Source organism: Paenibacillus polysaccharolyticus (assembly GCF_900102085.1).
Lineage (GTDB): Bacteria > Bacillota > Bacilli > Paenibacillales > Paenibacillaceae > Paenibacillus > Paenibacillus polysaccharolyticus.
Window position 1 is genome coordinate 186,925 of sequence record NZ_FMVM01000015.1, and the last position, 24,790, is coordinate 211,714.

19 protein-coding genes are annotated in these 24,790 nt (G+C 45.0%); 11 read left to right on the forward strand and 8 right to left on the reverse strand.

The genetic code is table 11. From position 1 onward, the window contains the following. Positions 1 to 631: 631 nt before the first annotated feature. The 7 genes from rsmG to rpmH all read right to left on the reverse strand — a co-directional run bounded on the left by rsmG (position 632) and on the right by rpmH (position 7,333). Positions 632 to 1,354: a 16S rRNA (guanine(527)-N(7))-methyltransferase RsmG gene (rsmG, locus tag BLQ13_RS20800; protein ID WP_090923597.1), complete on the reverse strand. Its 723-nt coding sequence runs from the start codon at positions 1,352 to 1,354 to the stop codon at positions 632 to 634. Continuing rightward, on the reverse strand, positions 1,354 to 3,243 hold the full coding sequence (gene mnmG / locus BLQ13_RS20805) for a tRNA uridine-5-carboxymethylaminomethyl(34) synthesis enzyme MnmG (RefSeq protein ID WP_090923598.1): 1,890 nt from the start codon (positions 3,241 to 3,243) through the stop codon (positions 1,354 to 1,356). Before mnmG ends, rsmG begins: the two co-directional genes overlap by 1 nt. A gap of 143 nt (positions 3,244 to 3,386) precedes the next feature. After that, positions 3,387 to 4,763: a tRNA uridine-5-carboxymethylaminomethyl(34) synthesis GTPase MnmE gene (mnmE, locus tag BLQ13_RS20810; protein WP_090923599.1), complete on the reverse strand. Its 1,377-nt coding sequence runs from the start codon at positions 4,761 to 4,763 to the stop codon at positions 3,387 to 3,389. A gap of 165 nt (positions 4,764 to 4,928) precedes the next feature. Further along, on the reverse strand, positions 4,929 to 5,630 hold the full coding sequence (gene jag, locus BLQ13_RS20815; RefSeq protein WP_090923600.1) for an RNA-binding cell elongation regulator Jag/EloR: 702 nt from the start codon (positions 5,628 to 5,630) through the stop codon (positions 4,929 to 4,931). Continuing rightward, positions 5,627 to 6,505: a YidC/Oxa1 family membrane protein insertase gene (locus tag BLQ13_RS20820; RefSeq protein ID WP_090923601.1), complete on the reverse strand. Its 879-nt coding sequence runs from the start codon at positions 6,503 to 6,505 to the stop codon at positions 5,627 to 5,629. Before BLQ13_RS20820 ends, jag begins: the two co-directional genes overlap by 4 nt. A gap of 74 nt (positions 6,506 to 6,579) precedes the next feature. Continuing rightward, positions 6,580 to 6,930 carry a ribonuclease P protein component gene (gene rnpA / locus BLQ13_RS20825; RefSeq protein WP_090923602.1) on the reverse strand — a complete coding sequence of 117 codons (351 nt, stop codon included), beginning with the start codon at positions 6,928 to 6,930 and terminating at the stop codon, positions 6,580 to 6,582. 268 nt (positions 6,931 to 7,198) lie between these two features. Next, positions 7,199 to 7,333, reverse strand: a complete 135-nt coding sequence (rpmH, locus tag BLQ13_RS20830) for a 50S ribosomal protein L34 (protein ID WP_019914530.1) — start codon at positions 7,331 to 7,333, stop codon at positions 7,199 to 7,201. A 644-nt stretch (positions 7,334 to 7,977) separates the two neighbouring features. On the opposite strand from rpmH, the gene BLQ13_RS20835 reads away from it, so the two are divergent. From BLQ13_RS20835 to gyrB, 9 genes are all read left to right on the forward strand, one after another. Beyond that, positions 7,978 to 8,652, forward strand: coding sequence for a GntR family transcriptional regulator (locus BLQ13_RS20835; RefSeq protein ID WP_090923603.1), 675 nt, complete (start codon positions 7,978 to 7,980; stop codon positions 8,650 to 8,652). A gap of 295 nt (positions 8,653 to 8,947) precedes the next feature. Next, on the forward strand, positions 8,948 to 10,309 hold the full coding sequence (locus BLQ13_RS20840; protein WP_090923604.1) for a GntT/GntP/DsdX family permease: 1,362 nt from the start codon (positions 8,948 to 8,950) through the stop codon (positions 10,307 to 10,309). A gap of 53 nt (positions 10,310 to 10,362) precedes the next feature. After that, positions 10,363 to 11,910 carry a gluconokinase gene (gene gntK / locus BLQ13_RS20845; RefSeq protein ID WP_090923605.1) on the forward strand — a complete coding sequence of 516 codons (1,548 nt, stop codon included), beginning with the start codon at positions 10,363 to 10,365 and terminating at the stop codon, positions 11,908 to 11,910. Between the two features lie 709 nt (positions 11,911 to 12,619). Next, complete coding sequence (gene dnaA / locus BLQ13_RS20850; protein ID WP_090923606.1) at positions 12,620 to 13,966, forward strand: chromosomal replication initiator protein DnaA; 1,347 nt, start codon at positions 12,620 to 12,622, stop codon at positions 13,964 to 13,966. Between the two features lie 232 nt (positions 13,967 to 14,198). Next, positions 14,199 to 15,341, forward strand: coding sequence for a DNA polymerase III subunit beta (gene dnaN, locus BLQ13_RS20855; RefSeq protein ID WP_090923607.1), 1,143 nt, complete (start codon positions 14,199 to 14,201; stop codon positions 15,339 to 15,341). An 18-nt stretch (positions 15,342 to 15,359) separates the two neighbouring features. Further along, positions 15,360 to 15,575: a S4 domain-containing protein YaaA gene (yaaA, locus tag BLQ13_RS20860; protein WP_090923608.1), complete on the forward strand. Its 216-nt coding sequence runs from the start codon at positions 15,360 to 15,362 to the stop codon at positions 15,573 to 15,575. Positions 15,576 to 15,633: 58 nt separating this feature from the next. Further along, the gene (gene recF / locus BLQ13_RS20865) at positions 15,634 to 16,746 is read left to right on the forward strand and encodes a DNA replication/repair protein RecF (RefSeq protein WP_090923609.1); all 1,113 of its coding nucleotides are present in this window, start codon (positions 15,634 to 15,636) and stop codon (positions 16,744 to 16,746) included. A gap of 13 nt (positions 16,747 to 16,759) precedes the next feature. After that, positions 16,760 to 17,008: an extracellular matrix regulator RemB gene (gene remB, locus BLQ13_RS20870; RefSeq protein ID WP_090923610.1), complete on the forward strand. Its 249-nt coding sequence runs from the start codon at positions 16,760 to 16,762 to the stop codon at positions 17,006 to 17,008. Between the two features lie 90 nt (positions 17,009 to 17,098). Next, the gene (gene gyrB, locus BLQ13_RS20875; protein WP_090923611.1) at positions 17,099 to 19,009 is read left to right on the forward strand and encodes a DNA topoisomerase (ATP-hydrolyzing) subunit B; all 1,911 of its coding nucleotides are present in this window, start codon (positions 17,099 to 17,101) and stop codon (positions 19,007 to 19,009) included. A gap of 63 nt (positions 19,010 to 19,072) precedes the next feature. Here the strand turns inward: gyrB and BLQ13_RS20880 are convergent, their stop codons facing one another. Beyond that, entirely contained in the window at positions 19,073 to 20,026 is a 954-nt protein-coding gene (locus tag BLQ13_RS20880) for a YheC/YheD family protein (protein WP_167375803.1), read from the reverse strand. A 425-nt stretch (positions 20,027 to 20,451) separates the two neighbouring features. On the opposite strand from BLQ13_RS20880, the gene gyrA reads away from it, so the two are divergent. Next, complete coding sequence (gene gyrA, locus BLQ13_RS20885) at positions 20,452 to 23,010, forward strand: DNA gyrase subunit A (protein ID WP_090923613.1); 2,559 nt, start codon at positions 20,452 to 20,454, stop codon at positions 23,008 to 23,010. Between the two features lie 227 nt (positions 23,011 to 23,237). Next, positions 23,238 to 24,353, forward strand: coding sequence for an HD-GYP domain-containing protein (locus BLQ13_RS20890; protein ID WP_090923614.1), 1,116 nt, complete (start codon positions 23,238 to 23,240; stop codon positions 24,351 to 24,353). Positions 24,354 to 24,790 lie beyond the last annotated feature (437 nt).

Genomic DNA, 24,790 nt, shown 5'->3' on the forward strand with positions numbered 1-24,790 from the left:
GGTGCTTCTTATTCCATAAGCGAGACTTCATACTCATCGTTCCTGAAATAAGTTATGCCACTCGTATTGCCCTGCTGCGAAACAGCAACAAATGCTTAACCATCTATTGATATGAACTAATCTAAGATCACTGTTTACGCAGGAACTGATACTTCTATTCTATCATCTTTTTCACCATAATCCTATGTTTACCTATTCTTTAAAAGAATCAAATTTTCCTGCTTTTTTATTCTGTTTATTAGGAAAATAAAATGAATGACTACCTATATAAGTTGAACTAAAGATGTTTACACGGAGCACTCCGACGACAGAATAACCTTCCCATCGCTGTTATCCCCGATGTAGCTTTCTTGCAGAAAGCTTTTAGCCGACCGCTTCGCTTTTTCAGGTTTTTTCTTTCCTCTCCGTTTCTGTGTAAATAAATATAGTTCAACTTATATAAATCCTGATGAACTAAAATTATTCCAGCCCTGATTTTGTATATGAGAATCCCATCCCACGGTATGCATTTAATTTAACTCAGTTCTAATTTAGAAAACACAAAAAAATAGAGAATGTTTCACGTGAAACATCCTCTATTTCCATCTGGTCATTCAACACGTTATTTTGTTTTTATCCTTATGTCACAATACTACACGAGTGGAGTTTTAAGTGGTGTTCCTGGTTTACGTGGATACTTATGTGGTGTCTTGTCAAACTTCTGAATCAAAATAATATGACGTTCTGATTCCTCCACCGGCAGCTGGAATGGATGAACAGCCTTCACCCGTCCTTTCAGCTGATTAAAGCTGAACTCTGCTTCCTTCATTTCATCCCTCGGGTCTCCGCCCTTCATTGCAGCGAACATACCGCTTTTACGTACAAAGGGAAGGCAGAATTCATTCAGTACCGCGAGCTTGGCTACCGCCCGTGCAGTAACCAGATCATAGCTGTCTCGATATCCTTCTTTGCGGCCTAGCTCCTCAGCACGACCATGGATTAATTCGACCTGCTCCAGACCAAGTGTATCCACTACATACTGTAAGAAACCAATCCGTTTATTCAATGAGTCGATGATTGTAAGCTGGATATGTGGAAAACAAATCTTAAGCGGGATTCCCGGGAATCCTGCTCCTGACCCGATGTCAGCCAGTTTGTTTACTTTGTTCATATCTGTATAAAATGCTAACGATACCGAATCATAAAAATGTTTGGTATATACCTGCTCACGATCCGTGATGCCGGTAAGATTCATTTTTTCATTCCAGGAGACAAGTTCTTTATAATACAATTCGAACTGTTCCAGCTGGAGTTCTCCTATTTCCAAGCCATGCTCCTTCAAGCGTTGTTGCAACTGCTGTTGAATATCGTCCATTATTGTCCCCTTGCTGCGGTAACGCGGTTATAATGCTCAAGATAGACGAGCAAGATAGAGATATCAGCAGGCGTTACACCCGCAATACGAGACGCCTGACCAATGGAGATTGGGCGAATTTTCGCCAGCTTCTGCTTGGCTTCCATCGCAAGACCATGAATCTCATCATATACGATCGTGTCTGGAATTTTCTTTTTCTCCATTTTCAGCAAACGTTCCACGTGGATCAATTGCTTCTCAATATAACCGGCATATTTAATTTGAATTTCGACTTGTTCCTTCATATCAGCAGTCAATTCTACCTCGGAAGGAGATACTTGCTCAATCCAGTCATATCCAATCTCCGGACGACGCATCAGGTTCAGCAATGTGCTTCCATCCTGAATCGGTGTAGAACCAATCTCTTCCAGTTTGGCATTAACTTCAACAGGACGTACCTTTGCATCTTTCAAACGTGCAATCTCCTGCTCGACTTTCGCCTTTTTATCCAGGAAAGATGCATACCGATCCTCGGTAATCAGTCCAATGTCATGACCAATTTCGGTAAGGCGCATATCTGCATTGTCATGACGGAGCAGCAAACGATACTCGGCACGAGAGGTCAACAAACGGTAAGGCTCATTCGTGCCTTTCGTAACAAGATCATCAATGAGTACACCGATATAACCTTGGGAACGATCAAGCACAATAGCCTCTTTGCCCTGCACTTTACGTGCTGCATTGATACCAGCCATGACCCCTTGTCCTGCCGCTTCCTCATATCCGGATGTACCATTGATCTGACCCGCTGTGAACAATCCAGGTAGACGTTTTGTTTCCAGAGATGGCCACAATTGTGTTGGAACCATCGCATCGTATTCAATCGCGTAACCGTTACGCATCATTTCCACTTTTTCCATACCCGGAATCGAACGAAGAACAGCCAGTTGTACATCCTCTGGCAGACTTGTAGATAAACCCTGTACGTAATACTCCGATGTATTTTTACCCTCGGGCTCCAGGAAAATTTGATGCTTTGGCTTATCGCTGAAACGTACAATTTTATCCTCAATGGATGGACAGTAACGCGGCCCTGTTCCTTCAATCACACCCGAGAACATCGGGGCACGATGCAGATTATCATTAATAATCTGATGTGTTTCCACAGATGTATACGTCAACCAACAAGGTAGCTGCTCATTCGTAGAAGATGTTGTCTCATAGGAAAAGAACTTCGGCTCATCATCGCCGGGCTGAATTTCAGTTTTGCTAAAATCAATTGTATCCTTATGCACACGCGGTGGTGTACCCGTTTTGAAACGTACAAGCTCGAAGCCCAGCTCACGCAGATGCTCCGACAATTTCAGAGATGGCTGCTGATTGTTTGGTCCGCTTTCATACATCAGCTCGCCCATAATGACTTTACCACGCAGGTATGTTCCTGTTGTCAGCACTACAGCTTTGGCACGATATTCTGTACCTGTTTGAGTGACAACTCCTACACACTGACCATCCTCTACAATTAGACGATCTACCATGCCCTGACGCATCGTTAGATTAGATTCTTTCTCCATCGTTTCTTTCATTGTATGCTGATAAGAGAACTTATCCGCTTGCGCACGTAGCGCATGAACGGCAGGTCCTTTACCTGTATTGAGCATCCGCATCTGGATAAAGGTTTTGTCGATATTCCGGCCCATTTCCCCGCCGAGTGCATCTATTTCCCGTACAACGTGTCCTTTTGCCGGCCCACCAATGGATGGGTTACAAGGCATGAATGCCACCATGTCGAGGTTGATCGTAATCATCAGAGTTTTTGAACCCATTCGGGCCGCTGCAAGAGCTGACTCTACCCCGGCATGTCCTGCTCCAACGACAATAACATCATATCTGCCGCCATCAAAAGCCATGTGTATTACCTCCTTATTTTGCTGTTATCTATATGAAAACCAACACTTCCTGGCAACAACATCATTCCATCCTTTGACAACGGGCAGAAATTGTACCTTCCCATCATACACAACCATTTCATTGAAAGAAACGATCAAATGATTTACTTTCCTAGGCAGAACTGGGAGAAAATCTGATCTATTAATGCGTCATGCGCTGTATCTCCCACGATCTCTCCAAGCTGCTCCCATGCCAAACGAACATCGATCTGGATCATATCAATCGGAACAAACTGATCCGCAGCCTCATACGCATCAATCAGAGATTGCTTCGCCTTTTTCAATAAGGCAATGTGGCGAACGTTACTTACATACGTCAAGTCAGCAGACTCCAGCTTTCCACTGAAAAACAGCGTCGAGATGGCGTCTTCCAATCGATCAACGCCCAGATCATCCTTCACAGACATCGGAACAAGCCGCTCCTCCGGAATGTAACGGAGCAAGACGTCACGGTCAATCTGTGGCGCTAAGTCCATTTTATTCATAATAATAATTGATTGTCTACCGCGGATTTGTTCCAGCAATTCAATCTCATCCTGATGAAGCGGCTCAGCTGCATTCACAACCATCAGAATCAGATCTGCATCATTGACAGCTGAACGTGAGCGCTCGACTCCAATCTTCTCAACAACATCCATTGTCTCCCGAATCCCTGCTGTATCGAGCAATTTCAAAGGAATATTGTTAATTGTAATGAATTCTTCAATGACATCCCGGGTCGTGCCTGGAATATCAGTCACAATGGCCCGATTATCTTGCGCAAGTGTATTCATTAATGAGGATTTACCTACGTTAGGTCTTCCAACGATTGCTGTCGTGATGCCTTCACGTAATATTTTGCCTTGTTCTGCCGTAGTGAGCAACTTATCAATCTCAGCCATAACCTCACTGGATTTTTCTTTTATAAATTCAGACGTTAATGATTCCACATCATGCTCAGGATAATCGATATTTACTTCGATATGAGCCAGTGTCTCTACCAATGTATATCTCAAATCACGCAACTTGGAGGAGAGTTTACCTTCTACCTGCTTCAGTGCTACCGAGAAAGCACGATCCGACTTCGAACGAATCAGATCCATGACTCCTTCAGCTTGGGACAAGTCAATCCGTCCATTGAGGAAGGCACGTTTCGTGAATTCACCCGGTTCAGCCAAACGGATGTTCAGCTGCAGTAGCAGATCCATCACCCGCTTAACAGATACGACACCACCATGTGCACTAATCTCAACAACATCCTCTGTGGTGAAGGAACGAGGCGCACGCATCACCGTGACCAGTACCTCTTCAATCTTTTCACCATGGCCAGGATCTATAATGTGACCGTAATGAACTGTATGGGAAGGTGCCTGAGTCAAAGGTGTTTTGCTGCGGAAAATCTTCTCTGTCTCGGTCACCGCATCCGGCCCGCTGACGCGAATAACGGCTATGCCGGCTTCACCAACCGCCGTAGATATGGCTGTAATCGTATCGCTAATCATTGTGATCTCTCCCTACTCTCTATAATGAAGTTGTCATCCATCCCATTCCGGAGAACGCCAACACATATTCAACTCAATGGGTACACTACTATCGCATATGCTTCGGTACGAAAAAAGCAATGGCTTCTGCACCGGGCAGGCAGCCATTGCGTCATCAATTGCGTGTTATTTCAACGTAATAACCACACGCCGATTGGGCTCTTCGCCCTTACTTAAGGTCTTAATCTGCGGGTGATTTTGCAGTTTGGCATGAATCACTTTACGTTCAAGCGGAGGCATCGGCTCTAGCACAACTTCCTTACCTGTACGGATTGCTTGTCCAGCCAATCGTTCAGCTAGATCTTCAAGCGTTTTCCGCCGGCGCTGACGGAAGTTCTCCGCATCAAGTACGATGCGAACGAAGCTTTCCGAGTACCGATTGGCTACGATATTGGTCAAATACTGAAGAGCATCCAGCGTCTGTCCACGTCTGCCAATAATCATGCCGAGGTCTTCCCCGGAAATATTGAAGATGTGACCATCCCGCTGTTTCTTGATATGCACTTCCACATCCAACCCCATACCTGCCGCAACCTCTTTCAAAAACGCAGCCGCTTCTTCATAGGGATTATGGACTGCTACACCCTCAAGTAATGCTTCAATCTCAGGTTCAGGTGTGGCTGGTTTGATCGGCTGCGGTGCAGCTTCGGATACGGGCAACAAGCTCACTTCAACTTTAGCAGCCTTCACCCCGAACAAACCCAGGAATCCTTTTGACGGCTGCTCTAAAACTTGTATCTCGACCTTGTCCCGGCTCACGCCAAGCTCAGCCAATCCTTGGTTTACAGCATCTTCAACGGTTTTTCCTGACGTAATGACTGTGGTCATTTCGATTTTTTGGCCCCTTTCGACCCTTTCCCAGAGACGGTTGCCTTGCCACCGTTTTTGCGTTTAGCTCCATTTTTGGAAGAGCTGCTTTGCTTCACGTTGACCTCGGCCACAACTTTATCATTATTCCGGTAAAGGAAATAGTTTTGCACGATGGTGTAGATATTACTGTAGAACCAGTAAAGCGGCAACGCTGACGGGAACTGATATGACATAACAAAAATCAAAATCGGATACACCCACAGCATAAACTGCATTGGGCCAATCTGCTGTGCAGGATTCATACGCATCATCATCCACGTTTGAATGAACGTTGTGATGGCAGCCAGTACTGGCAAAATAAACAGGTGATCCGGTGATCCCAGTTGGAGCCACAAGAAATCATGCGTTCTCAGACTGGAGTTTCCGTAAATGGAGTTATAAAGTGCGATGTAAATCGGCATCTGAATGATAAGAGGCAGACAGCCGGCCATCGGGTTAACCTTGTTCTCCTGAAACAATTTCATCGTCTCTTGCTGAACTTTCTCAGGTGTATCTTTATACTTGGCTTGAATCTCCTTCAGCTGCGGCTGAATGGCCTGCATCGCTTTGGAGCTGCGGACCTGTTTCATCGTCAATGGTAAAATCAATGTCCGTACAATAAGCACCATCACCAGGACAGCCAGTCCATATTCACCGCTAAACCAGTTAGCGAATGTATCGAGCGCCAGTGAGAACCAGTACACGACATTGGCTTGCCAGAATGATTCACTATTCTTCAGATCTTCCGTTGTAACCCCTGCACCTTGTGGAGTACATCCGGCGAGTACAGTGACCATTGCAATGACTGCAATGAGGAGAATCCACTTCCCCTTAGATGTCTTCAATCGCGACACTTCATAACCCCTCTCTTAACCATTCCATTCCACCGTAAATCATACCATAATTAGGAGGACAAATAAACCGAAGCTTACCGCTTGCACGACTTCAACAGGGAGGCCTTACGCAGTACATGCAACAGACTTTTTTCCATTTCCTTATAAGGCATGCCTAATGCACCTTTGCGGACGATGAAAATCAAATCCATCTGCGTAACAATCTCTTGTTCATGATGACGTACAATTTCCTTGATCATGCGTCTCATCCGGTTACGCACGACAGCGTTTCCTATTTTTTTGCTACAGGATACGCCCACCCGGAATTGTTCGGTATCTTTACGGCGGCAGCCATACACCACGAATTGATGATTGGCAAACGATTTTCCAAACCGATATACACGGCTAAAATCCGCACGGTTTCGCAGACGCAGTCTTTTATACACGGCGCTTCTCCTTGCTGTCCTTCATCAACGTTATTGACGGAGGTATCATTACTAATTTAGTATAGGCTTTCTTAATCGACGGTAAACCGTCTTGGCGACAACTTGTATATAAGGAAAGTTTCTGAAAAAGAGAAACTTAACCAACAATTATGATTAGCTAACTGGTAAGCTTCTTCACAGCCTGTAAAGCAATGAATTACGCTATATAACCAGCCTGAATAATCCCGTTTTAAGAAAAAAAAGACCACCTCGGTGGTCTTCAGATGCATTAAGCACTCAGGACTTTACGGCCTTTCAGGCGACGTGCAGCCAAAACTTTACGGCCGTTTTTTGTGCTCATTCTTTTACGGAAACCATGAACTTTTTTACGCTTGCTAACGTTCGGTTTGAATGTAGGTCTCAATGTATTGCACCTCCTTACAAGGAAATACTTATGTGATGAATCCTTTTCATCTTCACAGAAAACACCTTTATATATTTAACCATGTCCAATTGGAAAAGTCAACTGAAAAGCGACGCCTCCCTCCCTCTTTTTCATATGCTTTCCAGCGCCCAAAAAACATGCCTCTCTATCCTAGAGATTTTCCCCCAATAATACAGCCACTAAATCATCAAAAAAAGTTATCCCCAACCTTTGAAAAAGAGCTGATTTCTTCATCTTCTTCCGTTATCCACACTTCTTATAATATGTACTGAAATCTGTATTCCTGTTTTAAGTTATTCACATGTGGATAAAGAATAATAGGTTGAAGTTTGCAAAAATAACGCGTGATGTATCCGCTTCACTGTATAGGTTTACAACGTTTTAAGAAAGGTGTAGGATGGAAATCAGCATCTTGTATACAAGTATACCTTTTGTTTTTTTACCGTTTTTATTTCGCCAGCAATCGACACTAGATCGAAATTGCGATACGAGAACAGTACACATCAACTCTTGTGTGTACATTCAGTAATTTTGACTTTTCGACAATTGATCGAATTCTGAGGTGTAGCACATTGTGTTATGATTCTAACGTACGAATTACTTAATTTAGGAGCGTTAGCCATATGCAATTTCCATCTTCTTGGCTTCAAGGAGCATCTCGCGGTGAGGCCATAGCTTGCGAATTAAGGCTGAGAATCATCAACGGAACCCTTCGGCCTGGGGAAATTTTGTCGGAAAATCGAATTGCTGCTGATTTTGACAGCAGTCGCTCGCCTGTTCGCGAAGCATTGAGAACGTTGTCAAATGAAGGGCTGATTCGGCTTGAACGAATGGGTGTTGTCATCCTGGGCCTCAATATGAAGGATGTCGAAGAACTGTATGATGTGCGTTTTCTCATTGAAAGCTTTGTACAGCAACGGCTAGCGGCAGATGTGCCTCCAGCGCTAATCACGCAGCTGAGCAATATCATTGACAAAATGCAACTCGCTGGCAAACATCAAGATGCTGTCGAATTTGCTTATCAGGATCTTACGTTTCACGAGACCATTGTCGAGGCAGCCTCCCATTCCCGTATCTCACACCTGTGGAAGAGCATCAGATATGTCGTGATGACGGTCATGCTACTTACTACGCGCAGAGTATTTGCCCAAGGTGAGTCCAAAGTAAGTGCTGTAATTGAAAAACACCGCTCCCTTGCAACTGCTCTGGAATCAGGGGACAAAGCTCTGATCCAGCACGGGGTACGCACATATTTTAAAGACTCTGGCCAAACGTTACACGAAAGCTTTGAATTTTGAACTGAGTTCTTACAGTATACCGTTGTCAGAAATCTTGGTATTTGTTAGAACCGAAAGCGTTGCGTACAGATTTTCTTATGAGTGACCATAGAGTTGGCAATCAATCCAGCGTCAAGGACGTGAATGATTGCCACATAACTTGTCGACAAGTATACAAAATGCGATTTTTTTCATTTTCCGGACATGATAAGGGTAGTTTGCTTCATTACATTGTTATCAGATCATCAAGATGCTAATTTTTTCATCACTGCTTTCATTGTAAGCGTTTATCCCAAGACAAAGGAGTAATTACATCATGAGCACGATTTTCGGATTATCCCATAATGCTACATTGCTGATCAGGACGTTGATCGCCATCATCTTCCTGATCCTCTTAATCTCCAAATATAAATGGAACCCCTTTATTACCCTTTTATTATCTGCATTAATGCTTGGTTTGCTTGCAGGTATGAAGCCAGCTGACGTCATTTCCTCCATTACGGGCGGACTTGGCGGTACTTTAGGCACGATCGCTATCGTCATCGGACTTGGTACCATGCTTGGTAAAATGATGGCTGAATCTGGCGGTGCCGAGCAGATTGCGACGACTCTTGTTGACCGATTCGGTGTGAAACGTGTGCACTGGGCTATGATGATTGTTGGATTCATTGTAGGTATTCCTGTTTTCTTTGAAGTCGGTGTCATTCTAATGATTCCGATCATCTTCACAGTAGCCCGCAAAACCAATATGTCCCTGCTTCAGATCGGTATTCCTATTTTGGCTGGTCTCTCCACAGTTCATGGGCTTGTTCCACCACATCCGGCACCGATGATTGCCATTGAAGCCTTCAATGCGGATCTGGGAAAAACGATTCTGTACTCTTTAATTATAGGCATCCCTACTGCGATTATTGCTGGACCGGTATTCGGTAAATTTATCGGCAAAAGAATTCACACCGAACCACCAGCTGAACTCGCTGAACAGTTCTCGTCTAAGAAAAACATTCATTTGCCCGGATTTGGCATTACATTGTTTACGATTCTGTTGCCCGTCATCCTGATGCTGATTGGCTCCATTGCAAACATTGTTGATCCTGATGCAACAAGTGGGTTTACCGTCTTTAGTGAGTTTATCGGCAATGAGATTATTGCTTTGTTGATCTCTGTTGTCTTTGCCCTCTTTTCACTCGGCTTTGCCCGCGGATTCACCAAACATGAACTTTCACGCTTCACCAGTGAATGTCTGGCCCCAACAGCTACCATTATTCTCATTATTGGAGGCGGCGGTGCCTTCAAACAGGTGCTGATTAATAGCGGCGTTGGTAATGCCATTGCAGAATTCGCCACAAATGCACACATTAATGTCATTTTGTTTGCCTGGCTTGTAGCTGCACTGATTCGTGTCGCTACTGGTTCAGCTACGGTTGCGATGACTACAGCTGCTGGTATTGTTGCTCCAGTACTCGCTCTTACACCTGGAGCTAACATTGAGCTGGTTGTTCTTGCTACGGGGGCAGGCTCCCTTGTACTTTCCCATGTTAATGATGCAGGCTTCTGGATGATCAAGGAATTCTTCAATATGAGTGTCTCTCAGACACTCAAGACGTGGACTGTTATGGAAACACTACTTTCAGTGGTTGGATTGATCTTTATTTTGCTACTAAGTACAGTGGTGTGATTGGACGCTAACATCCTTTTTCTCATATAAAAAATCGAAAGAAGGACGAACGAATGACCAATTATATGATTGGAATCGATATTGGAACAACCAGCACTAAATCCGTGTTATTCACAGAGCAAGGCGAGGTAATCACGACCTCCACTCAGGAATATCCGCTATACACACCTGCTCCGGATGTTGCAGAACAAGACCCGGATGAAATTATGCAGGCAGCCATCCGATCTGTACACGGCGTGATGACCCAGAGCGGAGTCTCGGCTAACCAGATTCTCTTTGTATCCTGCAGTTCAGCCATGCACAGTGTCATCGCCATGGATCAGAACGATCATCCGCTAACGCGCTGCATCACCTGGGCTGATAATCGAAGCGCAGCTTGGTCCGCCAAGCTGCAAGAAAATGGTGTCGGTCATCAAGTCTATCTACGCACAGGCACCCCCATTCATCCGATGTCACCTCTGACCAAATTGATGTGGCTTCGTCATGACGAGCCAGAACTATTCGAACGCACGGCAAAGTTTATTTCGATCAAAGAGTACCTTTTCTTCCGTCTATTTGGGCAATATATCGTCGATCATTCCATCGCTTCGTGTACGGGACTGCTGAATCTAGAGCAACTGGACTGGGATCAGGAAGCACTGGATATCGCAGGGATCACACCGAATCATCTATCGAAGCTTGTACCGACGACTTATACAATAGAGGGAATGCATCCTGAATGGGCTGAAAAAATGGCTCTTTCCCCCTCCACGCCTTTTGTAATCGGCGCAAGTGATGGGGTACTATCCAACCTTGGCGTTAACGCCATCAAACCGGGCATCGTCGCCGCAACCATCGGAACGAGTGGAGCCATTCGTACTGTCGTTGATCGCCCTGTGACCGATCCGAAAGGACGTACCTTCTGTTATGCCCTGACGGAAAAACTATGGGTTGTAGGTGGGCCTGTGAATAACGGTGGAATGCTGTTCCGCTGGGTACGGGATGAGTTTGCCGCGTCGGAAGTGGAAACAGCGAAACGCCTCGGCATCAACTCCTACGATGTACTGACCAAAATTGCAGAACGTGTTCCACCCGGCTCCGAAGGGTTGCTGTTCCACCCGTACCTCTCGGGCGAACGTGCTCCACTCTGGAACCCAGATGCCCGTGGCTCTTTTTTTGGACTGACCCTCCATCATAAGAAAGAGCACATGATTCGTGCAGTACTTGAAGGGGTTATTTTCAACCTCTATACCGTTCTGCTTGCCATGGAGGAACAGATCGGGCAACCCACCTCAATTCAAGCGACGGGTGGGTTTGCACGATCGCCGTTGTGGCGGCAGATGATGTCCGACATCTTTAATCAGGAAGTCGTTGTGCCTGAGAGCTTTGAAAGTTCATGCCTCGGTGCCGTTGTTCTAGGCCTGTATGCTACGGGACGAATCAAGTCTCTTGAAGATGTTTCCTCAATGATAGGCACAACTCACCGGCATACGCCAGTCAAAGAACATGCCTCCCTCTATCAGGAGCTGCTGCCGATTTACATTCGCATTTCACGTAAACTTGAAGAGGAATATGCAGACATTGCAGAATTCCAACGCAAAATGTCTATGCTTCATATATAAGTAGAGGGAGACCCCGCAGCCATAAAACGGCTGCGGGGTCTCCCTCTTTTTGATGTCATTTTGTCTCTACCCATGAACACATCCATACTTGTGGTTTACCTCAATCATTTCCTCATGGTCACTTTTAATGTAATCAGCCATCCCTTTTTAGTCACTTTATGAGTTCAGCAATCCAAAACCTCACCTTTTTACGACATAGCAGCTCATGAGGTTGAAAAGGACTAACTACTAATCTTCCACTTTTCCACTTACTCACATCAATTCACTTTCAGTTTATCCACAGCGAAGTTATTCACATCGCAAGTCGACTTTTGCACATCATTTAGCATCTTTCGACGGATATCCTGTGTATAAAAGTTTTTGGTACTTTAGGTCATGCTGTCGAAAATTAAACAATTTATAAACAATATATTGTGTTGTGACTAAAAATTATACACAAGTTATTGAATTTGTGGATAAAATCTCGCCATACGTTGAAATGCGGGGCTTCTTTTGCTATGATTGTATTACTTTTGGATGTGAATATGTGATCTGACCCATAATATTATCAACAGCCTGTGGATAAAGTTGTGAACAATTTTCCGTTGTTCCTTCTTTTTTTGTTTTTGACCTGTGGGAGTTTGGGGATAAATTCGGCAATATATCTCGTATTTCGACACTGCATCATGGCTTAAGCCACACTTGGAACATGTAAAAGGAGTGACAGTCTGTGGACAGCCATACTTCTGATTTATGGCAGCAAATTTTATCAATCATACAAAATAAACTCAGCAAACCCAGCTTCGACACCTGGTTCAAAGCAACCAAGGCCACCAAGCTGAACGATCAGACCATCGTCATCTCCGCCCCAACTACGTTTGCCGTCGAATGGCTGGAGAGCCGTTACACCAAACTGGTTGGTTCGACGGTCTATGAACTGCTTGGCAAACAGGTCGATGTGAAATTTGTCATCGAGGAGAACAAACCTGTAGAACCAGATCCGCAGTTGCCGGCACCGACGCCGACAGTCGTTCAGGAAGAAGCCGTGCTCAGCATGCTGAATCCTAAATATACGTTCGACACCTTTGTCATTGGGCCGGGTAACCGTTTTGCCCACGCCGCATCGCTGGCGGTCGCTGAAGCGCCCGCCAAAGCCTACAATCCTCTTTTCCTATATGGAGGCGTAGGACTTGGCAAAACCCACTTGATGCATGCCATCGGACATTATATTTTGGAGCATAATCCGAGTAGCAAGGTGGTTTATTTGTCATCTGAGAAATTCACGAATGAGTTCATCAACTCCATCCGTGATAATCGCGGGGAAAGCTTCCGGAACAAGTACCGGAGCGTAGATATACTGCTTATTGATGATATTCAGTTCCTGGCCGGGAAAGAATCAACACAAGAGGAATTTTTCCATACGTTTAATGCGCTGCATGAGGAACGGAAGCAGATCATCATCTCCAGCGATAGACCACCTAAGGAAATTCCAACCCTGGAGGAGCGGCTGCGCTCCCGGTTTGAGTGGGGGTTAATTACGGATATTCAGCCTCCGGATCTGGAGACGCGGATTGCGATTTTGCGTAAAAAAGCGCGTGCGGAGAATCTGGATATTCCAAATGAAGCGATGATGTACATCGCCAATCAGATTGATACGAACATTCGGGAGCTTGAAGGAGCCCTGATTCGTGTCGTTGCTTACTCTTCACTGACCAATCAGGACGTTAGTTCTCATCTGGCCGCTGAAGCACTGAAGGATATTATTCCTTCAAGCCGTCCCAAAATGATCACGATTCAAGACATCCAACAAAAGGTCGGCGAATACTACAGCCTCAAGCTTGAAGATTTCAAAGCACGGAAACGGACAAAAGCTGTTGCTTTTCCTAGACAGATCGCTATGTATCTCTCTCGTGAACTGACAGACTTTTCTCTGCCCAAAATCGGGGAGGCTTTTGGAGGACGAGATCATACCACGGTCATTCATGCCCATGAAAAAATCTCTCAAGCGATCAAGAACGATCAAGATCTCTATAAAGTTATCAACAACTTAACCGAAAAAATTAAGAATCCAACCTGAACAAGTCCCAAGCCTATGCACAACGTGTACACATGTGGATAGGCTTAATTTTATGGGTTTAACCCTACTTATCCACATATTCAGTGCCCCTATTACTATTATTACTATAAAGATCTAAAGATATCTTCTCCAAAAAGCCGTTGCAAAGCACGGCCTTCGGCCTTTCGATAAACACCTTTTTAAGACCAAAACAAAACCAAAAACATCTAACAAATCCGCTAGGAGTGAAACCATGAAAATCAGCATAATGAAAAGTTATCTTAACGAATCCATTCAACAAGTATCCAAAGCGATCTCAAGTCGTACGACGATCCCCATTCTGAGCGGTATCAAATTCGACGTGAATCACCAAGGTGTAACGTTGACAGCAAGTGACACAGATATCTCCATTCAGTCATTTATCCCACTTGAAGAGGGAGACAAAAGTGTGGTGCAAGTAGAACAACCGGGTAGCGTTGTTCTGCCAGCCAAATTTTTCGTAGAGATCATCAAAAAGTTGCCTTCGCAGGAAGTACACATGGAAGTCAAAGAAAACTTCAACACTTTTATTTCGGCAGGTGCAACGGAGATTCAACTGGTAGGTCTGGACCCGGAAGAGTTCCCGGTACTGCCAAGCATTGAAGAAAACCAAACGGTCTCCATTCCTGGAGATTTGCTGAAAAATATGATTAAACAGACCGTGTTCTCCATTTCCACCCATGAAACAACACCTATTCTGACAGGTGTACTCTGGAGTCTTGGTGATAACGAGTTGAAATTTGTGGCAACGGACCGTCACCGTCTTGCTACACGTGCGGCAATGCTGGATAATGCAGAAGGTATCCGTTTCAACAACGTCGTCATTTCCGGTAAAACACTAAACGAGCTGAGTAAAATCGTTCCCGACCAGAACACGCTTGTGGATATCGTTGTCGCAGATAATCAGGTGTTGTTTAAAATTGACCGTGTACTTTTCTACTCCCGTATTTTGGACGGAACATATCCGGATACTTCTAGAATTATTCCAACGTCATACAAAACAGAACTTGTTTTGGACACAAAAAAATTAAGTGAATCGATTGACCGGGCTTATTTGCTGTCGCGTGAGGAAAAAACAAACATTGTGCGCATGCAGACGATGGACTCCGGCACGATTGAAATATCCTCCAGCTCCTCTGAGCTTGGTAAAGTAAGAGAAGAGATTGAGCCGGCTGAATTTTCGGGTGAACCGCTCAAGATCTCGTTTAACTCCAAATACATGCTGGATGTGCTGAAAGTGGTGGAGAGTGAGCAACTGATGATTGCCTTTACGGGTGTCATGAGTCCCATTATCTTGAAACCGCTCGACGACAGTCAGAGCCTATACGTCATCCTGCCTTACCGGACGACCAATTAACGAAAGGAAGATCACACGATGAAGCAAGTATCGATTCGAACGGAATATATTAAGCTTGACCAATTTTTGAAACTAGCAGACTGCATCCCTACGGGAGGTATGGCAAAAGCCCTCCTCCAAGAAGGGCTTGTTCGTGTGAATAAAGAGGCTGAGGAACGCCGTGGACGGAAGTTATACCCTGGGGATATCGTAGAGGTAGACGGAGAAGGCACGTTCGAAGTGGTTGCGGAGTAAAAGACCAAGGTGCAATCCTGCTGCCTCCTGACGGACGGGATAAAAGGGAGGTTAATGCGTGTTTGTAAACAGCATAGAGTTGCAGCAATTCCGCAATTATGAGCATCTGAAGCTGGAATCATTTGGACCCGTCAATCTGTTGATTGGACAAAATGCCCAAGGCAAGACCAATCTGGCCGAGGCTATTTTTGTGCTGGCACTCACCAAGAGCCACCGCACCTCCCGAGATAAGGAACTGATCCGTTTTGGGGAAGAACGGTCAAGGCTCACCGCCGAGGTTGACAAAAAATACGGAGCAGTTAAGCTGGAGCTGTCCTTATCACAGCAAGGGAAAAAGGCAAAGATTAACGGTCTGGAGCAACGTAAATTAAGCGATTTTGTCGGCTCTCTCAACGTGGTGATGTTTGCCCCCGAGGATCTGGAGATTGTCAAAGGCACACCTGGGGTTCGCCGCCGGTTCCTTGACATGGAGATCGGGCAGGTGGCTCCAGGTTATCTCTATCATCTGCAGCAGTATCAGAAAGTGCTGGTGCAACGGAATAATCTACTCAAGCAACTGTGGGGAAAAGGGGATTCAGTTCAAGCGATGCTGGAAATCTGGAACGAACAGCTTGCAGAGCACGGTGTTAAAATCGTCAAAAAAAGGAAACAATTCATAAAGAAACTTCAAAAGTGGGCAGAAACGATCCATCAGGGGATTACTGGAGGTGGAGAAGTTCTGCGTCTGGCCTACCTTCCCTCCTTCAGCGAAGCCGCTGAGGAAGATGAAGCTGTCTTAATGGAGCAATTTATGATAAAATTATCACAAATGAAAGAGCAGGAGATTCGCCGGGGCACAACGCTGAGTGGGCCACATCGGGATGACCTGTCCTTTTTCATTAACGAACGGGAAGTACAAACGTATGGCTCTCAGGGGCAGCAACGCACAACAGCGTTGTCTCTTAAGCTTGCGGAGATTGAACTGATTCATGAAGAGATCGGGGAATATCCGGTTCTGTTGCTGGATGACGTATTATCCGAACTTGATCCTTTTCGTCAGACCCAGCTGATCGAAACATTCCAAAGCAAGGTACAGACTTTTATTACCGCTACGGGAATCGAGAGCCTGAACGTTGACAAGCTTAAAGACGCTAGTATCTATCACGTTCATGCCGGACAGGTGGAACGCTAAGGGGTGAGGGCTTATGTACATTCATCTGGGCGGTGAAAAAATCATCCGTTCTTCTGAGTTGGTTGCTATTTTTGATATATCGATCGAGAAATCCTCAAAAATATCCAAGCAGTATGTTACACATGCCGAACAGGAAAAAACGGTCGAACATATCGGCGAAGAGGAAGCAAAGTCTATCGTGGTGACGAAAAACATTGTGTATTACTCACCGATTTCCTCTGCAACGCTCAAGAAGCGTGCGCACCATTTTCCTGATTTATAGCGGATATTCAAGAGAGAATTTCTTTGTCTGCTAATATTCATAAGTTAACGCATATTCAAGATATTGAATCTATAGAAGTAGGTGAAAGGCATGTCTATGAATCAACCGTCATATGATGCGAATGAAATTCAGGTCCTTGAAGGACTGGAAGCCGTACGTAAACGTCCGGGGATGTACATCGGTTCCACCAGTGCCAAAGGTCTGCATCATCTGGTCTGGGAAGTAGTGGACAACAGTATCGATGAAGCGCTGGCGGGTTACTGTGATCATATCGAGATCAACATCCATGAAGACAACAGTGTAACCGTTGTGGATAATGGACGGGGTATTCCAGTTGGCGAACATGCCAAAATGAAACGTCCAGCTCTGGAAGTCGTTATGACTGTTCTTCATGCAGGGGGTAAATTCGGCGGCGGAGGGTACAAGGTATCCGGTGGTCTGCACGGTGTAGGTGTGTCCGTTGTTAACGCACTTTCTGAAAAAGTAGTCGTTACTGTAAAACGGGATGGTCATATCCATCAGCAGGAGTACCGCCGCGGTGCTCCGCAATATGATCTCAAAGTGATCGGCACAACCGACGAGACGGGAACAACTGTGACGTTCCATCCCGATCCGGAGATTTTTACAGAAACTTTGGTATATGATTACGAAACATTGCTTACACGTGTCCGTGAGCTGGCGTTCCTGAACAAAGGAATCGGTCTGACTCTGACAGATGAGCGTACAGGTGTAACTAACTCCTTCATGTACGAAGGCGGGATCATTGAGTATGTATCCTTCTTGAATCAAAAGCGTGAAGTGTTGCATGAGAATCCGATCTACGTTGAAGGTTCACGGGATAACATTCAGGTGGAGGTTGCACTGCAATACAACGACAATTACACCGAGAATATTTATTCTTTTGCGAATAACATCAACACCCATGAGGGCGGAACGCACGAGTCAGGCTTTAAGAGTGCACTCACCCGGATTATTAATGACTATGCCCGTAAGGCTGGTGTAATCAAGGATAGTACCGGCAATCTGTCTGGTGACGATGTGCGTGAAGGTCTGACGGCCATTATTTCGGTCAAAATTCCGGAACCGCAATTCGAAGGACAAACAAAAACAAAGCTCGGAAACAGTGAAGTACGTGGTATTGTGGAGTCTTTGTTTGCAGAGAAGTTGCAGGAGTTCTTGGAAGAGAATCCTTCCGTATCCCGTCGTATTTTGGAAAAAGGATTGCAGGCTGCGCGTGCCCGTGAAGCGGCTCGTAAAGCTCGTGAACTGACACGCCGTAAAGGCGCGCTTGAAGTCAGCTCCCTGCCGGGTAAGCTGGCGGACTGTTCATCCAAAGATGCGTCCATCAGTGAATTGTACATCGTCGAGGGTGACTCTGCCGGCGGTTCAGCCAAACAGGGTCGTGACCGTCACTTCCAAGCTATTTTGCCGCTTCGTGGCAAGATCCTGAACGTGGAAAAGGCACGCCTTGACCGTATCCTGGGCAATGCCGAGATTCGTGCGATTATCACTGCGATGGGAACAGGGATCGGCGACGATTTTGACATCTCCAAAGCACGTTATCACAAAATCATTCTGATGACCGATGCCGATGTCGATGGTGCCCATATCCGTACACTGTTGCTGACATTCTTGTATCGGTATATGCGCAAAATCATTGAGGCCGGTTATGTATATATTGCACAGCCACCACTGTTCAAGATTGAGCGTAACAAAGTCATTCGTTATGCAGGCTCCGAGAAAGAGCGTGACGAGATTATTGCTTCCTTGGGTGAGAACGTCAAGTTCAACGTCCAGCGGTACAAAGGTCTAGGCGAGATGAATGCCGGACAGCTGTGGGAAACCACGATGGACCCGGAAAGCCGGACAATGTTGCAAGTATCGATCAGTGATGCGATGCTCGCGGATGCCATGTTTGACACCTTGATGGGAGATAACGTCGAACCTCGTCGTGACTTCATCCAGGAGAATGCAAAATACGTGAAAAACCTCGATATTTAACGAGTTGCGAAGAGGCGCCTGTGAGGGCGCCTTTTTTTATATTATGAGTGATAATGCACTTATTTACCTGGCAGTCCGTCGTTTGATTGCGGAAGCCTGCGCTTTGGAAGCCTTCGAGGTTGTTTTTTTCGCTTTGCCTTTTTTGGAGGGTAAGCGTCCGTAAGCAATGGCATAACGTTTGATTTTGCGGTAAGCCTCTTTATCGGGAAGCAGACCAAAGGCATAGATGCCAGGCAGTGTGTTGACCTCCAGAATCCAGGGACGCCCATGATCATCCAAAGCGATATCAATTCCAATCTCTTTGAGTCTGGGAAAAGAGCTTTGCAATTGGACAGCAGTATGGATACCGAGGCGGTGCAATTCATGCTCAAGCTTTTGATATCCTTCCCTTTTGAGTTGTGGGAGTACAAGTTCTTCAAAGGTGGCCAGACGGCCGCCTCCATGGATATTGGTAATGATTTTGCCTGGCGCAGCAACCCGTCCGAGAATACCTGTTGTTTCCCAGCTATGCTGTGGGCTCTTCTGGGTTAACACACGCAGGTCAAAAGGTAATCCCTCATGTGTCATTAGTGGAATACCCTGTTGAATGATATAGTCACGTTTCTGAATACGTTCGTTCAATGCGTTCTCAAGTTCTGTGAGCGAATGAAAGACTCGCTCTTCAGTTCCATGTTGCAGATGATAGGTCGTAATATCGGACATAGTCGGAGGAATAGGCTCTGATTCTACTGATTCAGGTGAGGTGGATTCGTCAGATGCTTCATCACTTATGGATTCAGCAGTTGAGTCTGCAGAACGAGGGACTGTGATTGTGGTGTGAACTGTCCTTACCCGCATCACACCATTACCGTAAGTTCCCCTGTCGGGTTTAATAAAATTGGCTGGGAATAACTCGGTCATTCGTTCTAGTGTTTGCGAGCTATATTTTCGGGTCACCGGTATATATTCATTGACATGACGACTGCGTTGCAAAATTGTTGTTTTAGTCCATTTGCTGGAGACACGCTGGATACTCATGTGCATCAGTCCTTTCTTGTTTTGATCCGTTGTGCTGAGGGACATTATGCAGAAAATCAAAGGACAAGAGATGATTTCAGTGGTATAATAGAGGAATATGGCGTTTTGTGCTGTCAGCCGATAAAATTGCAGTTTGATTGCCACGTGGGAACGGCTCTAGCCTTGATTGGACAGTACATATGCCGCTTTTCTAGCATTGTATGTGCAATTGCAGAGGAAGGCAGGGCGAACCCCCAGACACGCTCAAGTTCCTGGAAGAAAGGCTATTGCCCAGCGGACGTTTAATTGTGTAACTTTTGTGAAAGTAATATAATAAAGAGTAGCGTTCTTGCGCGGTTTTAGCCTTGTTAGGCTTTTCACATATATTAATTTTCTGGAAATGATTGATTTGGAACGTTTGTTGAAGGACAAGAAGGAGGTCCAGCATGGCGGAAGAAATGAACTCGCAGATTAAAGATCGGGATATTGGCGTCGAGATGCGTGAATCGTTTATGGATTATGCGATGAGCATCATTGTGAGCCGTGCCCTGCCAGATGTGCGTGATGGATTGAAGCCGGTTCACCGGCGCATTCTGTATGCAATGTCGGAGCTTGGCATGACACCTGATAAACCACATAAAAAATCAGCCAGAATCGTCGGCGAAGTTATCGGTAAGTATCACCCGCACGGTGACTCTGCCGTTTACGAGACGATGGTACGGATGGCACAGGACTTCTCCCTGCGTTACATGCATGTAGATGGACACGGTAACTTCGGATCAGTCGATGGTGATATGGCTGCAGCGATGCGTTATACCGAGGCACGTTTGTCCAAGATTGCAATGGAAATGCTCAGAGATATCAACAAGGACACCATTGACTTCCAACCAAACTATGATGGCGAAGAAAATGAACCTATTGTTCTCCCTGCTCGTTTTCCTAACTTGCTTGTCAATGGAGTTGGCGGGATCGCCGTAGGTATGGCTACCAATATTCCTCCTCATAATCTGGGAGAGGTTATTGACGGCGTACAGGCCATGATTAAAAATCCAGACATTACATCCATGGAACTGATGGATTATATCCAAGGTCCCGACTTCCCTACATCTGGTTATATTCTGGGACGTTCAGGTATTCGTCAGGCTTACCAGACTGGACGCGGATCGGTAACGATGCGTGCCAGAACCAATATCGAAGAGAACAATAACAAAGCTCGTATCGTCGTTACTGAGCTTCCATACCAGGTGAACAAAGCAAGACTCGTAGAGAAAATTGCTGAACTGGTACGTGACAAAAAGATCGATGGCATTACCGATCTGCGTGATGAATCTGACCGTAATGGTATGCGGGTTGTGATTGAGCTTCGCAGGGACGTCAATCCTGGTGTTGTGTTGAACAATTTGTACAAGCACACTTCGATGCAGTCCACATTCGGTATTAACATGCTTGCGATCGTCAATAAAGAACCAAAGATTCTGAATCTGCGTGAAGTGTTGTATCACTATTTGCAGCACCAGATTGAGGTTATTCGTCGCCGTACACAATTCGAATTGAGAAAAGCGGAAGCTCGTGCTCACATTCTGGAAGGTTTGCGTATTGCATTGGATCACATCGACGAGATCATTACGTTGATTCGTTCATCAAGCAATACAGATGCCGCTAGAGAAGGTTTGATTGAGCGTTTCTCACTCAGCCATGACCAGGCGCAAGCTATTCTGGATATGCGTTTGCAACGTCTGACAGGTTTGGAACGTGAACGGATCGAGAACGAGTACAACGAATTGATGGTCAAAATCCGCGAGTATCGCGAAATTTTGGCTAATGAACATCTTGTACTTGAGATTATCAGTACAGAGCTTCAGGAAATTCGTGAGCGTTTTGGTGACGATCGCCGTACCGAGATCACGGTTGGAGAAGAAAGTATTCTGGATGAGGATCTGATTCCACGTGAAGAAGTAATCATCACGATTACCCACACAGGTTACGTTAAACGTCTGCCTGTATCTACCTACCGTAGCCAAAAACGCGGAGGACGCGGTGTTGTAGGGATGGATACAAAGGATACCGACTTTGTCGAGCATCTTTTCGTTACCAACTCTCACAACTACCTGATGTTCTTCACGGATAAAGGTAAAGTATATCGCCTGAAAGCTTATGAGATTCCAGAGCTTGGACGTACAGCGCGTGGGACACCAATTATCAACCTGATTCAGATTGAGCAAGGGGAGTCTGTCAATGCGGTTATTCCAGTACAGGAATTCGAGAGTGATAAGTATCTATTCTTTGCAACACGTCAGGGTGTAGTGAAGAAAACGCCGCTTGAAGATTACACGAACATTCGTAAAGGCGGACTTATCGGGATCTCCTTGCGTGATGATGACAGCCTGATTGATGTGAAGCTGACGGATGGGCAACAAGAGATTATCATGGGTACAGCTCATGGAATGTCTATTCGTTTCTCGGAGGGTAATGTACGTTCTATGGGACGTAGTGCTACCGGGGTTAAGGGTATCACGCTTGACGATCAAGACGCGGTTATCGGTATGGACGTCGTAGATGCTGATCTGGATGTTTTGATTGTCACAGCCAAAGGGTACGGTAAACGGACCCCAGTTAGTGATTACCGGATGCAAACTCGTGGTGGTAAAGGAATCAAGACGATCAATGTTACCGAGAAGAACGGTGCTGTTGTCAGTCTCAAAATGGTTAAAACAGAAGAGGATCTGATGATTATCACATCCAGTGGTACATTAATTCGGATGAGCATGGATGGCATCTCAACCATGGGTCGCTATACTCAGGGTGTGAAGCTAATCCATATTCGTGAGGAAGACGCTGTAGCTACCGTAAGCCGAATTGATAAAAATGAAGAAGAACCAGATGAAGATAACGATGAAGCAACAGAATCTGGGGCGTCCTCTGATACAGAGTTAAATTTGGAAGAAGGCATGGCGTCTGAAGCAGAAGCTGATGTTCAAGATGATGATTCAGGTTCGGAAGAATAACATAGGTATCTTGTTTTATTGAATCGTTAAGAAACTTGAAACAGGATACGAAGGGCTCCCTTTATGGGGGCCCTTTTTGATATGTACAGAAGAAATAATGGAAGCTTCAAAATCTAGGATGTACAGCCTGTTTTCTGAGTAATATAATGGGAAATAACATGAGAAACCGGGACTATGGTCTTGTATTGTCATCATCTTAAGAAGAACGATGAGTGAGGGGAATCGGTATGGGATTAATTACCCTGTCAGAAGTCAAACCAGGACTAAAATTGGGAAGTGATGTGCAGACGTCACGTGGCAATGTGTTGCTTCAAAAGGGTAAAATTATTTTACCTAAAGATATGGAAGTCCTCAGGGCGTTTTTGATTCATCAGGTGGACATCGAACAAGAGAGGACAGGAACTAGCAGTGGAGGTTCAAAAGGAGTAACTGGGCCCAGCGGAGCATTAGGAACAGCCGTTGCAGAGAAGAATGGGGAACGGACAAGTACAATAGTTTCAGCCCCGGTTATTACACTTCAAGATGAATACGAGAAAATGGTTACGTTGACTAAAAACGCGTTTCTCTCCTCATTAGCTGCTGAATTGCCCGTTTATGAGTTACGGACACAGCTAGAGGCTTTGTTCATACATCTCAAACAATATAATGTGCTTACCTTCAGTCCACGCAATATGAAAGAGCATGATTATGTATATCACCATGCTGTGCTAAGCGCGATTACATCCTATCAACTGGCTCAGTGGATCGATCTCCCCTCTAAGGACTGGATGCAGGTTGCCTTTGCTGGATTGTTCCATGATATCGGTAATAACAAGGTTGATCCGCAGATTCTCCATAAACCTTCTTCTCTGACAGCGGAGGAGCAAGAGGAGATCAGGCAACACACCAAGTATGGTTATCAGATTCTTAAACAGGCTAAGGCCATCAATGAAGGTGCAAGACTTGCAGCACTGCAGCATCACGAAAAAGTGGATGGATCGGGTTATCCCTTGCAACTTACCGGGACACAGATTCATATCTATGCCAAAATCGTAGCTATCGCAGATATTTTCCATGCAATGACCCTAGAGAAGATTTATCGTAAGGCTCAATCTCCATATCTGGTTCTGGAACAAATTCAAAGTGAGGCGTTTGGTAAACTGGAACCTTCTATTGTGAATATGTTTGTACAACGCTCCACTCAAATTCATAACGGAATACGGGTGAAGCTGAGTAATAACCAGATTGGGGAAATTATTTTCTCAGATCGAGATCATCCTACTCGGCCAATGGTATCTGTAGAAGGATCGATCATCAATCTGATGCAACAAAGACAGTTATATATTCAAGAAGTATTAGGTTAGAAGCATAGTTGGATTTGTTGTGTGAAGACCTTCTCATAACGAGAGGGTCTTTTTTTAATATGGTAGTTAAAAGGTTAACGTTTATGAGTATATTCGTTATCAAATGAGTCCAACTATAGTTTAGTGTTAAGTAATAAAAGAAATTAGAAAAAATACTTGCATTAAAATTCTCTACATGGTATATTCTAATTCCGGCCAAGAAAACACAGTTAAGACGGTGCGGCAAGCCAATAAAAACAAGCTTCGAAAGAAACTTAAAAAAAGTGCTTGCAAAGTTGGTTCGGAAATGGTATGATATAAAAGTTACTGAAGCGAATGAGTGACGGTGACTGAATATGTTTGATCTTTGAAAACTGAACAACGAGTGAGTAAACATTCTGCTTGCAGAATGATGTGAAGGTTTTTGCTACATGCCATCTGGCTGTATGAAAACTGGA

Coding starts and splice junctions, on each gene's coding strand:
- rsmG (WP_090923597.1), bottom strand. CDS start 1,354: ATGGACGATATTCAACAGCAGTTGCAACAACGCTTGAAGGAGCATGGC.
- mnmG (WP_090923598.1), bottom strand. CDS start 3,243: ATGGCTTTTGATGGCGGCAGATATGATGTTATTGTCGTTGGAGCAGGA.
- mnmE (WP_090923599.1), bottom strand. CDS start 4,763: ATGATTAGCGATACGATTACAGCCATATCTACGGCGGTTGGTGAAGCC.
- jag (WP_090923600.1), bottom strand. CDS start 5,630: ATGACCACAGTCATTACGTCAGGAAAAACCGTTGAAGATGCTGTAAAC.
- BLQ13_RS20835 (WP_090923603.1), top strand. CDS start 7,978: ATGCAATTTCCATCTTCTTGGCTTCAAGGAGCATCTCGCGGTGAGGCC.
- BLQ13_RS20840 (WP_090923604.1), top strand. CDS start 8,948: ATGAGCACGATTTTCGGATTATCCCATAATGCTACATTGCTGATCAGG.
- gntK (WP_090923605.1), top strand. CDS start 10,363: ATGACCAATTATATGATTGGAATCGATATTGGAACAACCAGCACTAAA.
- dnaN (WP_090923607.1), top strand. CDS start 14,199: ATGAAAATCAGCATAATGAAAAGTTATCTTAACGAATCCATTCAACAA.
- yaaA (WP_090923608.1), top strand. CDS start 15,360: ATGAAGCAAGTATCGATTCGAACGGAATATATTAAGCTTGACCAATTT.
- remB (WP_090923610.1), top strand. CDS start 16,760: ATGTACATTCATCTGGGCGGTGAAAAAATCATCCGTTCTTCTGAGTTG.
- gyrB (WP_090923611.1), top strand. CDS start 17,099: ATGTCTATGAATCAACCGTCATATGATGCGAATGAAATTCAGGTCCTT.
- BLQ13_RS20880 (WP_167375803.1), bottom strand. CDS start 20,026: ATGAGTATCCAGCGTGTCTCCAGCAAATGGACTAAAACAACAATTTTG.
- gyrA (WP_090923613.1), top strand. CDS start 20,452: ATGGCGGAAGAAATGAACTCGCAGATTAAAGATCGGGATATTGGCGTC.
- BLQ13_RS20890 (WP_090923614.1), top strand. CDS start 23,238: ATGGGATTAATTACCCTGTCAGAAGTCAAACCAGGACTAAAATTGGGA.